11 protein-coding genes and 1 tRNA gene are annotated in these 11,713 nt (G+C 47.6%); 4 read left to right on the top strand and 8 right to left on the bottom strand.

Features of this window, described 5'->3' with window-relative positions; genetic code table 11:
• Positions 1-26 precede the first annotated feature (26 nt).
• Both ACXAGX_RS02010 and yjgA read right to left on the bottom strand, forming a co-directional pair.
• Positions 27-770, bottom strand: coding sequence for a DUF4114 domain-containing protein (locus tag ACXAGX_RS02010; protein ID WP_474836227.1), 744 nt, complete (start codon positions 768-770; stop codon positions 27-29).
• Between the two features lie 255 nt (positions 771-1,025).
• On the bottom strand, positions 1,026-1,577 hold the full coding sequence (yjgA, locus tag ACXAGX_RS02005) for a ribosome biogenesis factor YjgA (protein WP_474836225.1): 552 nt from the start codon (positions 1,575-1,577) through the stop codon (positions 1,026-1,028).
• 71 nt (positions 1,578-1,648) lie between these two features.
• On the opposite strand from yjgA, the gene pmbA reads away from it, so the two are divergent.
• Entirely contained in the window at positions 1,649-2,980 is a 1,332-nt protein-coding gene (gene pmbA / locus ACXAGX_RS02000; protein WP_474836222.1) for a metalloprotease PmbA, read from the top strand.
• A gap of 86 nt (positions 2,981-3,066) precedes the next feature.
• Here pmbA and arcA read toward each other — a convergent pair whose 3' ends face one another.
• From arcA to ACXAGX_RS01970, 6 genes are all read right to left on the bottom strand, one after another.
• Positions 3,067-3,774, bottom strand: coding sequence for a two-component system response regulator ArcA (gene arcA, locus ACXAGX_RS01995; RefSeq protein WP_070125108.1), 708 nt, complete (start codon positions 3,772-3,774; stop codon positions 3,067-3,069).
• 132 nt (positions 3,775-3,906) lie between these two features.
• Positions 3,907-5,568, bottom strand: a complete 1,662-nt coding sequence (locus tag ACXAGX_RS01990) for a sensor histidine kinase (protein ID WP_474819023.1) — start codon at positions 5,566-5,568, stop codon at positions 3,907-3,909.
• 90 nt (positions 5,569-5,658) lie between these two features.
• Complete coding sequence (gene glgA, locus ACXAGX_RS01985; protein WP_474836220.1) at positions 5,659-7,086, bottom strand: glycogen synthase GlgA; 1,428 nt, start codon at positions 7,084-7,086, stop codon at positions 5,659-5,661.
• 107 nt (positions 7,087-7,193) lie between these two features.
• Positions 7,194-8,282 carry a methyltransferase gene (locus ACXAGX_RS01980; RefSeq protein ID WP_474836217.1) on the bottom strand — a complete coding sequence of 363 codons (1,089 nt, stop codon included), beginning with the start codon at positions 8,280-8,282 and terminating at the stop codon, positions 7,194-7,196.
• Between the two features lie 39 nt (positions 8,283-8,321).
• A complete protein-coding gene (trmB, locus tag ACXAGX_RS01975) occupies positions 8,322-9,041 on the bottom strand; it encodes a tRNA (guanosine(46)-N7)-methyltransferase TrmB (protein WP_474836214.1) in 720 nt (239 codons plus the stop codon).
• Positions 9,042-9,152: 111 nt separating this feature from the next.
• Positions 9,153-9,848 (bottom strand): alpha/beta fold hydrolase, encoded by a 696-nt coding sequence (locus tag ACXAGX_RS01970; RefSeq protein WP_474836212.1) that lies wholly within the window; start codon positions 9,846-9,848, stop codon positions 9,153-9,155.
• A 79-nt stretch (positions 9,849-9,927) separates the two neighbouring features.
• On the opposite strand from ACXAGX_RS01970, the gene mutY reads away from it, so the two are divergent.
• The 3 genes from mutY (at position 9,928) to ACXAGX_RS01955 (ending at position 11,562) form a co-directional block, all read left to right on the top strand.
• Positions 9,928-10,968 carry an A/G-specific adenine glycosylase gene (gene mutY, locus ACXAGX_RS01965; RefSeq protein ID WP_474836210.1) on the top strand — a complete coding sequence of 347 codons (1,041 nt, stop codon included), beginning with the start codon at positions 9,928-9,930 and terminating at the stop codon, positions 10,966-10,968.
• 75 nt (positions 10,969-11,043) lie between these two features.
• A complete protein-coding gene (locus tag ACXAGX_RS01960; RefSeq protein ID WP_070125101.1) occupies positions 11,044-11,316 on the top strand; it encodes an oxidative damage protection protein in 273 nt (90 codons plus the stop codon).
• Between the two features lie 170 nt (positions 11,317-11,486).
• Positions 11,487-11,562: transfer RNA gene (locus tag ACXAGX_RS01955), tRNA-Phe, on the top strand.
• Positions 11,563-11,713: the final 151 nt, after the last annotated feature.

Genomic DNA, 11,713 nt, shown 5'->3' with positions numbered 1-11,713 from the left:
AAGGCTGAGCGCCTTGCCGCGGTCTATCAGCTGCGATATCTGCGGAACAACAAAATACCACAGGAAAGTAAAGCCAACGCGCCAGTTCCTGGCTCAGTCACTGGCGTAGGATTGACTGGCGGAGGAGCAACTAGAAGCGCAGTATCTATCGAAAATGATAAATCTGTAAAATCGTAGTCTCCACCAATAATATCTTCAAAGGTGAATATAGTTTTATCATTTCCGGTAAACGATAAAATCATATCATCACCATCTGAGCCCGCATCTGGCCCATCTGGGTTGGCTTCCTCGAAAGAAAACAGTGTCAGCGAATTAAAGCCGTTAGTATATAACATAAACCCAAGTTCAGTACCCGCCTCGACACTGAATGAATTCTGGCTGCCTATAGCATCAGTATTATCATTAAAAACTACGGTAGATGAGGTAATAGCGGCATCTATCCAGTCGCTGCTGCCAACAGTAAATGAACTCAAATCGGCCATGTCGTAAAAGGCAAAAATACCGTTGTAAGTACCCGTATCCCGCAAGAAAGTGAAAGTGAGATCTATCGTGCCCGCGCCACCGACAAAGAAGCTACTTGCCTCTGTTTCATATGCAGGGTTGTTCATTCCTTCCAGTGTGAGTAACGTTTCAACATCTGCATAGTAGGGGGTTGTGCCCGGCGTTTCCGGATCTGCCGGATCACTCCGGTAGTGCAGAACAGTGGCATTGCTGAGTGACGACAGCAAAAGTCCTGCGCTCGCTAATATTCCAAGTATAAGTTGCTTCATTTATTAGTCCTTAAGTATGTAGAACAGATACGTATATTCCTCCCTATTACAAGCTGAGAGAGGACGTGAAGGACTAAGGCAATATTAGGACCAGATATTAAAGTTGCCTTATATTCATAGAATTAGAGAAAGGCTACAAAAAGGGAAATGCGGCTAAGAAAAAATATCGACAAGAAAAAAGTTGTATAAATAATAACATTACGACTAATAATCTGAATAACAGGTATAAAAAAGGCCGGATAACCGGCCTGCTTTTTACGCGTCGTGAATCATTTCTTTCAGATATTGAAATAATTCGCGGAATGCTTTTGGAGGCCCGTTCTTTTCACGTTCTTTTCTAATCTGGCGGTGAAACTGGCGTAGCTTTTGGCGATCGAGCTGCGGATGCTCTTCCATTAAGCGCTGAATACCGTTATCACCATGATTGATAACGTCTTCACGGGCTTTTTCTAGTGCGTGGAAGGCCGCATTCTGCGCCTGGTGCTGGTGGGTTAATCGGGCCATGGCAGCTTCGATGTCTGACACATCACGGCTACGCATTAATTTACCGATAAACTGAAGCTGTCGGCGGAAGCCATCTTTCTTGCGGTTGATATTCCGCGCTAGCATCACCGAATCTTCCAGCTCTTCATCCATTGGAATGGTCGCCAGGTGGGCGGCAGACAGATTCACCAAATCTTCGCCTAGCTTCTGAAGCTCTTCAGACTGGCGTTTCAGTTCAGATTTACTGACAATATCGGAGCCATCTTCAGGCTGACCATCGTCAAAATAGTTTTCTTCGTCAGAATGATGCTTGTTATCGCTCATTTGGCACTCATAAATGTTACACTGCAGTATTCGAGTATTGTGACATACAGACGGAAATAGCGAAACTCACTATGCAAATAGAAAAGCAAATTGCGGAAATCCAGGGCGTTGTCGACGACGTGCTGAAGATGGCTCTGAGTAAAGGCGCCACGCAGGCCGAGGCCAGTATGTCGAAAGTGCAGGGCATTTCTGTGTCGTCCCGCATGGGCGATGTGGAGAATGTTGAATTTAACAATGACGGTGGTCTGGGGATCAGTGTTTACGTGGGTAAGCACAAAGGCAGCGCCTCAACCGCTGACCTGAGTAAAGAAGCCCTGGCGCTGACAGTAGAAAAAGCGGTAGATATTGCCCGTTACACCAGCGAAGACCCGTGCACCGGCTTGGCTGATGAAGACTTAATCGCCACGGAGTTTCCCGATCTCGACCTCTATCATCCCATCGAGTTGGACCCGCAAAAAGGTATCGAGCTTGCCATTGAGGCCGAAAAGGCCGCGCTTGAGTACGATGAGCGCATTACCAATTCTGATGGAGCTTCTTACAACGCTAATCTGGGTATGCGGGTTTATGGTAATACCCATGGAATCAACGCTGGCTACCCGAGCAGCCGCTATAGCCTAAGCTGTATGATGATTGGAGCACAAGATGGCGACATGCAGCGCGATTACGCGTACACAGTGAACCGTCAGGCCCATTTATTGAAATCTGCGGCAGAGGTTGGTCGTGAGGCTGCCGAAGCTACTGTAGCCCGTCTGGGTGCGCGTAAGCTGCCTACGGGTAAAGTGCCTGTGATGCTGCACCGCGATGTCGCCAGCTCTTTGTTTGGTCACTACGTGAGTGCTATCAGCGGTGGTAGCCTGTATCGTCGTTCATCGTTCCTGCTCGACAAACTGGGTGAGCAGGTGTTTCCTGAATGGCTGAACATTGAAGAAAAGCCGTTCCTGAAAGGCGGTCTGGCAAGCTCCAGCTTCGACTCTGAAGGTGTAGCCACTAGAGACATGACCATTGTGGAAAACGGTTTATTGTCGCACTACCTGTACACCACTTATTCTGCTCGCAAGCTGGGCGTGAAGTCTAACGGCCATGCTGGTGGTATTCATAACTGGATAATTGGTACAACCGGTCAGTCCGATGCCGAAATGCTTAAAGAAATGGGCACAGGATTATTGGTGACCGAGCTAATGGGGCAGGGTGTAAACACCGTAACCGGCGACTACTCCCGTGGTGCAGCAGGTTTCTGGGTAGAAAACGGGATTATCCAGTACCCGGTAGCCGAAGTGACCATTGCCGGTAACTTGAAAGACATGTTCATGAACATTGCTGCCATCGGCGCTGAGCGCGAGTTACGCGGCGGTGTACAAACCGGTTCTGTATTGATTGGTGAAATGCGGGTGGCGGGTAGTTAAGCCCACATTCGTAAATTTCGGGCATAAAAAAACGCAGCATTAAGCTGCGTTTTTTGTTTGTGGTTATCAGTAAATAAGCAGCGTGCTTATTGGTCTACTGAACCACAGAAACGGTAACCTTCACCGTGGATGGTTACGATCAATTCTTCTTCACTTGGCTCTGACTCGAAGTGCTTACGAATACGACGAATGGTAACGTCTACCGTACGGTCATTCGGGCGCAGTTCACGGCCAGTCATTTCCATGATCAGTTGTTCACGGGTAAGAATTTTGCCTGGGTTGCTCAGGAACAGGTGCAGTGCACGGAACTCAGAGCGTGGCAAACGGAATTCTGTACCGCTTGGCGAGATCAGTGAGCGGCTATCGCCATCCAGAGTCCAACCATTGAAGCTAACGCGGCTTGGTAAGTCGTCGTCTTCAGCAGAGTTAGTGGTACGTGCAAGCAGGTTACGAGCTCGAATCGTTAACTCTCGTGGGTTAAATGGCTTCGTCAGGTAGTCATCGGCACCGATTTCCAGACCTAAAATACGGTCTACATCGTTGTCACGACCAGTCAGGAAGATAAGGCCGACGTTTTTGCGGTCGCGAACTTCACGCGCCAGGATTAGACCATTCTTACCTGGCAGGTTAATGTCCATAATAACCAGATTGATAGAGTGGTTTTCAAAAAAGTCATGCATTTGATCGCCATTTTCGGCCTCAAACACATTGTAGCCTTCAGCTTCAAATAAGCTTTTCAGCGTGGTACGGGTTACCACTTCATCTTCAACAATTAAAATATTTGGCGTATGCATGGTGTTTTACACTCTTCTACAATCGATTAAGCTGCTTCTTCTGACAAATTCTAATATCCGATAGCCTGTTTTAAAAGTACTTATCGAACAACTTGTCTACGGTATAAGTTTTCGTACAAAAATTACAAGGGCTTATTCACCTTTTAACGGTAATTTTCCACTTTCAGAGCTTTCGACAGGGAAAATGATAAGAAATTCCACGCCGTTGCCTTCTTCACTGGTAATTGTGATGGTGCCGTTTAATGCCTGAGTCACCAGGTTATACACCAGATGCATACCCAGACCGGAACCACCTTGCCCTCGTTTTGTTGTAACAAACGGGTCAAAGATACGTTTGCGGATGTCGTTGGAGATCCCTTTTCCGTTATCTTTGTAAATTAGTTTCATTTTTGTCGGCGTCATCATTTCTGCAATGATGTTTATTTCGCCGTGATCCATGTCTTCAAAACCATGAATAACTGAATTCATGATTAGATTGATCAGGATTTGGTTGATTGGCCCTGCTTTGGTTTCAATAACCAGTGTAGGATCGCAATCTACCCGGATATCATGCTCGACCTGCTTTAGCCGGGGCCGCAGAGATAAAAGTATCTCATTGACCAGTTGGGAAAAGCAAAAAATACGGTCATTTTCTGATGATTGATCTACAGCAACCTGTTTAAAACTGGAAATAAGCTCGGCTGCGCGATTCAGGTTACGGTAAATAATATTCAGATTTTCCTGACTTTCGGTCAGAAACCGAGCCATTGTACTGGCTTTTAACGTTTTACACTCGAATTCTTTTTGAATTATTGCTAATCGGTCCAACATCATGGTTGATGCAGTTACGCCAAGGCCAATTGGCGTGTTAACTTCGTGGGCCACCCCGGCAACCATATCGCCCAACGATGCCATCTTTTCATTTTGTACAATTTGGCGTTGAAACTGGTGTAATTTTTCCAGCGTCTGAATAAGTTCGCGGTTTGCCTCTTTAAGGGCCAGAGTACGCTGGCTTACCATGTCTTCCAGGCTCGCATTAAGCTTACGATGTTGCTCTTCTGCCATCCGTTGTTTTTGTACATATTCCTGCACCCGGCTCAGCATCACGTTAATCGATACAGAAAGGTCTGCAATTTCCCGAATATTGGTGGGTTCGGCCCGGGCGCTGTAATCTCGTTGACGAGATGTGTTGCTGAGAAAGTCACCGAGTCGTTCTATAGGCTGGGTGATCAGCTTCTGCATGCGCAGTGAAACTATCAAACACAACGCCAGAATCACGATAATAACGGCCACCGTGGTAAAAATGGCTTGTTCAATTTCTCGGTTCAAGCGCTGAGTGGAAAATTTGATATAGACGTAGCCAGCCGTTCTGCCTTGTTGATTCTCAATCGCCCGGGTAATTTCGATGGCATCTGCAGTCATCACGGGCTCGAAATATTGGCCGATGGAAGTTTGCTTAGGCGTAGCTGGAAAGTCACCTTCGCGGGTATAACTGGCAAGCGGATTAAGATCGCCAGCTTCATCTTGTTCATAAATCCTAAGGTTAATCAGATCGGGCGATGCGGCGAGCTTGCTAAGATGACCATCAAGTTGTTCTTCTTCGTGGTCACTCAAACCGCTTATTATCATATCGCCATAAATAGCGCCAAGCAGATCGGCGAAAATCACCACGTCGTTGCGCAAGGTTTCGCGGTAATGCTTTATTTGGTTATAACTGGTGAGTCCGGCAGACACGATGAGTGACAAGGTGGCAATGGCCATCACAACCCAGAGAAAAAGGCTTCTTATCGATAGCTGCACGGTTGGCTGTGACATTTGTTATGAATGATTATAATTTGCGCACTCTTACGCTAAATATGGCTGAAAGAGGCGCAAAAATAAAGCGGGATGATTATTTATCTTTTTCTAATGGCTCATTGAGGCATAAAGAGCGCGATAGGCTTCCGCGGCGGTTTCCCAAGTGAAACGGGTATTCATACCGCGAATTTGCATCTCACGGAACTTCACGGGGTGCTCATAATAGAATAATAAAGCGCGACGGATACAGCTTAGCAGTGCCGCTGGACTCGGCGCATTAAACACAAAACCCGTGGCGTTGTCTTTGTCTTGATTGGTGTCGACTACTGTATCTTTTAAGCCGCCCACTGCACGTACAATAGGCAGTGTGCCATAAGCCAGACTGTACATCTGATTCAGTCCACATGGCTCGAATTGAGAAGGCATCAGGAAAAAGTCTGCGCCAGCTTCAACCAGGTGCGCATGATGAACACTAAAGCCATTGATGAAAGCAAACTGGGAAGCATGGTTTTGGGCAAACTCATCCAAATCCATACACACCTTCGGATCGCCGGTGCCTACAATAACGAGCTGCACATTGTGGTGCATGAGCTCTTGAAGAATAGGCACTAAGTAGCCGAATCCTTTTTGGTCTGTCAGGCGGCACACCATGCCGAGCAGGGGCACGTCTGCATTAAGCGGCAAATGACTGATTTCCTGTAGCGCCAGCTTACACATTTTCTTATCGTGTAAGGTGTCGGCTGAATAATTTTTGGGAAGGTATTGGTCGTCTTGCGGATTCCACTGGCCATAATCACATCCGTTTAGAATGCCGCTTAAATCTTGCTGGCGGGTAACTAACCGGTCGTGTAGCCCGTGCGAACCTAAATCGGTAAGCAGTTCCTCGGCGTAATTCGGGCTCACCGTAGTAATTTTAGTGGCGAACTCGATACCCGACTGCAGCATGTTGATATAGCCACCATGCACTTGTGAGGCAATAGCAGGGTGATGGCGTAAGTAAGGAATATCGTCTAACTTGGTTACGCCCTGAAAAGCCGCATTGTGAATAGTGAATACGGTTTTAGTGGTGTTGAAAAAACCAGAATGATCATTGTGAAGTAGGAATGGCAGCATTGCCGTGTGCCAGTCGTGGCAATGAATGACATCGGGCTGAATGCTGAGTGCTTGCAACGCATTGAGTGCCGCACCGCAAAAGAAACTGAAGCGTTCTGAATTATCGGCGTAAGCTTCATAAGTGCTGGTGTACAGGCCTTCACGGTCGAAGTATTCAGGGTAATCTATGAAATAAACGTCAATGTCATTCCAGGACAACTGCTTAATGTTGTAGTGGTAAACCTTGCCTTCTGTGAACAGCGTTTGCTGGGCGCAGGCGTCAGCAAGTTTGTACTGCTCGGCAATGGCTTTGTAATATGGCATTACAATGCTGACCTGTTCACCGGCTTTTTTAAGCGCCAGTGGCAATGCCTTTCCAACGTCGGCGAGACCGCCTGTTTTAACTAAATCTTCTACTTCCGAAATGGCGAAAACAATATTCACGGCAAGTCTCCAAACAACCCAAAGCCACGGTGCGTTTCGTACACATGCTATGTAAGTATGACACCGGTTACATTCAACTAAACGTTATCACACAGAACTAAATCTGCCTAACCTGATGTGCTCATGTAAAGGGAAAAGCGGGTGTCTTGCGCCACGGTGTGCGTTTGAGGGAACACATCGCCTAGCAAGCCAGGGTAGGGTAAAAATCGATTAGCTACCATTTGCAGAGTGCCACCAGAGGCAAGACGTCGCTTACTGTCTTCAATAAATCTGCGGGTAATGGTGTAATCGGTTTTTACGCCTGTGTGGAACGGCGGATTCGTAACAATGTGCGAAAAGTTACGCTCGATGCCATGCAGGCCGTTTGCGGCCAACAAACAAGCAGACTGCTGGTTGGCGTTTAAGGTACGCGCGGCGCAATAGATGGCCAGGGCGCTCACATCCAGCAGTTGCATATCGAGGTGAGGGAAGCGCTTAAGTAAATAAGCCCCAATAACGCCCGCACCGCACGCGAAATCCAGTACCCTGCCACGTAAACGGTCAGAGCCTTTTTTCAGCAACATGCGGGTACCTTCATCGAGCTCGCCATGGCTGAATACACCCGGTAACGACACCACTTCCCAGGTAAGTTCGTCCACTTCGTATTCTGATTCGACGAGCCAGTCTGCCGGAGAAAAAGCCGGGCCTGTCGTTTCTGGCATTACCGTAACCAAGCTGCAATGGCGGGCAGAGTCGATTTTTTGGTTAGGGCCAATTTTGTCGGTGAGTTTGGCAACGCTTTTTATGCCGCCTTTGTTTTCACCTACGATATGAATTCTGCCACCTTCAGATAACGCGCTATGGGCCATTGCCAGCAGCATTTGTGTGTGCGGCTTCGACTTGGGCATAAATATCAGAATATCTGAAAACGTCTTTTCAGCAGGAATAAACGGTGAGAACCAGTGCATATGACCACTGGCTTTTTGTTCAATACAAAACCCATGTTCCCGTTGGCTTACATCGCGACTGTCGAATTCGCAGGATGGGATCACCCGCACGCTTTCTGCAAAAATATCGAAATACTGATGCAAAAAGGTGGCTGGTTTGTTGTCGAGTAAATCAGCGAAATAGGCATCGCTGGGATTAATGAATAACCAGTTTCCAGTATCAAAAAGCTCAAGGTTCCGTTCTAATAACTGGCTTTGCGGGCTCAACATGTGGTTCTAGGTTCCGTTAGTTTTATTTATTGTTTTGTATTAATTTGCGCGCTGGTAAATCAGGTCCCAAACACCGTGACCCAGCTTCTGACCACGTACTTCAAATTTCGTGATAGGACGATAGTCCGGGCGCGGCACGTAATCGCCGTCGTTGGCGGTATTTTCATATCCTGGGGTCGCATTCATGACTTCAGCCATATGCTCAGCGTACTGTTCCCAGTCGGTTGCCATGTGAAATTTACCGCCAATAGCAAGCTTTTCACGTACCATCTGAACAAATTCAAGCTGTACTATACGACGTTTATGATGACGTTTTTTGTGCCATGGATCAGGAAAGTAGAGTTGAACCCGGGCAAGGCTGCCGTCGGGAATCATTTTCTTGAAAACTTCTACCGCGTCGTACTCCATGACACGTAAGTTTGTCAGGCCGCGTTCTCCAGCCTCAGACAAACAAGCGCCCACGCCAGGGCGATGAACTTCAATACCAATAAAGTTGGTGTTTGGGTCGTTCTCTGCCATTTCTACCAGAGATTTGCCCATTCCGAAACCAATTTCCAACACTACCGGGTTGTCGTTGCCAAACAATTCAGTAAAAGAGAGTAAGTTTGACTGAAAATCTACCCCCATGGTTGGCCAGAAGGATTCAAGCGCTTTCGCCTGACCGTTCGTTAATCTGCCTTCCCGTTTTACGAAGCTGCGAACTTTGCTGACGTAAACACCAGCCGCTTCTGCTTCTTCCTGATTTTTGTATTGACCCATGCTACGCCCATTTCTTTAGCTGTTGAAACCGGGCGGCATTATGCCCACTGCCCGGCTGATTGCAATAATCTCTGCTGTATTTTACTGCAAATCCGTGAGAAGTGGGGTGCGTTAGCCGCAAATCGCCTGAATTGATTGCGCCAGCGTGTCTGGTTGCTCTAAAAGGCACATATGTCCTGCACCTTTTACTGTGATCAGATGACAAGATGGGATTTCATCCGCGGCCTGTTGTAATGAAGAAAACGGCACCACCTCGTCATCTTCGGCGGCAATGATGTTCACCGGGAAAGTACAGGTTTTTAATTTGTCGATAATGGCTGGTCTGGGAGTAGTTGCATTAGTATGGGCAAGTAATGTGGCCGCGCCCAAATCTTTGCCCATCTCCCGTACTACACCAGCGATGTCTGGGTTGTTCTGGTGAGAAGGATGCACAAAGCGTGAAACATAAGCGGCTTTATCTGGCTGAAAACTGCCTTTTTTCAGCATAGTTACCAATTGGCCGCGGCGCTTTTCTTCTTCAGCGGTAAGGCCATAGGGTGATGCGCCAATCATAGTGAGCGACGCCACCTTAGATTGATTCTGCAAAGCCCAGGTTGCTGCCATATAACCGCCCATCGAGAAACCCACTAGGTGGACTTGCTCGTTGTCGAGCACCCGGTCTGATGTTAGTGCCAGCATGTCTTCTTTTGAGCTCGCCCACTGTAGCGGCACGTAACGGCGCTGATAAATAGAGAGTTGCCGCCATACTGGCAGCCACACGCGCTCGTCACAAAGAGTACCGGGGAGAAACAACGTAGGCTTTGACACAAAAGCTCCTGACTGGGTTTGGTATTTACTTGTGCATGTTATCATACACCGCATCAAGACCGACCGATTTTAGTATTCGATGACAAAGCCATTTTCCCGCCTCGTGCTCGACTGGTTCGATAAGCACGGCCGCAAGACATTGCCTTGGCAGCAGGATATTTCTGCTTACCGGGTGTGGGTGTCTGAAACTATGTTGCAGCAAACTCAGGTGACCACAGTAATTCCGTACTTTGAGCGCTTTATGGCGCGATTTCCTACCGTGGTAGATTTAGCTCAAGCGCCACAGGATGACGTGCTACATTTATGGACCGGCCTTGGTTATTACGCCCGAGCCCGAAACCTGCATAAAGCCGCACAGCAAATCGCCAGTGAATACGGCGGTGAATTCCCGCAAACGTTAGAAGAAGTCATGGCACTACCCGGCATAGGCCGTTCTACTGCAGGGGCGATTCTCTCTATTGCGTGTGGGCAGAACCATCCTATTCTCGATGGCAATGTAAAGCGTGTACTGGCACGCTACTATGCCGTAGAGGGCTGGCCAGGACAAAAAGCAGTAGAAAATCAGCTATGGGAATATGCCACAGCCAATACGCCGGATGAGCGCTGTAATCACTACACGCAGGTGATGATGGATTTAGGCGCTATGGTTTGCACCCGTTCGAAGCCTCGTTGTGATGAGTGCCCACTGCAATCAGGTTGTCTGGCCTATGCGCAGGGAAGACAAGCCGAATTCCCCGGAAAGAAACCAAAGAAAACGTTGCCGGTTCGCACTACGACTATGCTGGCCGTGTTCTATAACGGCAGCGTATTAATGGAACAGCGCCCACCAACCGGATTGTGGGGGGGACTGTTTGGATTTCTGGAAACACAGCTTCCTGTGGAAGATGCTATTAAAGCACTGCCTTTTGAAATATCAGACCATAAAGCGCTGGAAGGCTTTCGTCATACCTTCAGTCATTTTCACCTGGATATTCAGCCTTATCTGTTGTTTGTTAATGCTCCTGGCGGCTTGCAAGTAAATGAAAGTAATCAGCGCTGGTTCAATATTAATGAATCATTGGGAGTAGGTACCGCAGCACCAACGCAAAAAATTATCTCGCAGATAACACAAATCCTTTAGACTATGCCCATTATTGCCTGTGCATAGTGAATGGCGCAGGCATCGCAGCGCTCAGACCCGATTTAAGGAGACACCATGAGCAGACAAGTATTTTGCCAGCACTTCAATAAAGAAGCCGACGGCCTGGATTTTCAGCTTTACCCCGGCGAACTGGGCAAGCGCATCTTCGACAATATCTCCAAAGAGGCATTTTCTGAGTGGCAGAAGAAGCAAACCATGCTGATCAACGAGAAAAAGCTCAATATGATGGAACCAACCGACAGAAAATTTCTCGAAGAGCAGATGGAAGCATTTTTATTTGAAGGTAAAGAACCTTCCATTGAAGGCTACGTGCCCCCGAAAAAGTAATCTAAACCGGATGAAAAACGCGCGGGTTGCTGTTTTTTTCTCGGAATTGCGCAACTAATGCGCAGTTGAAAAAAATATGAAGAAAAACGGTTGACTTGAAGCACGGAAATCCGTTTAATACGCACCCACAGCAGGACAGGCTTCAAAAAGCCACCCGCTAAACAGTTTCAGCCTCGATAGCTCAGTTGGTAGAGCAGCGGATTGAAAATCCGCGTGTCCCTGGTTCGATCCCGGGTCGAGGCACCATTATTCAGAAAGCCCTTGCAGAAATGCGAGGGCTTTTTTGTTGTGCTGATTCGAGCCCAGCAGTCAGGTTCGATGTAGTGCTCCTTCCTAATTGCTTATCTGTTTAAGCGCAATTCGCTCAGCCTGCCAATAACTACGTTAACGTCAAGCT

This window comes from Alteromonas sp. ABV4_515 (assembly GCF_056160345.1).
Note: the sequence above shows the minus strand (reverse complement) of the source record. Positions and strands in the feature narration are given on the sequence as shown.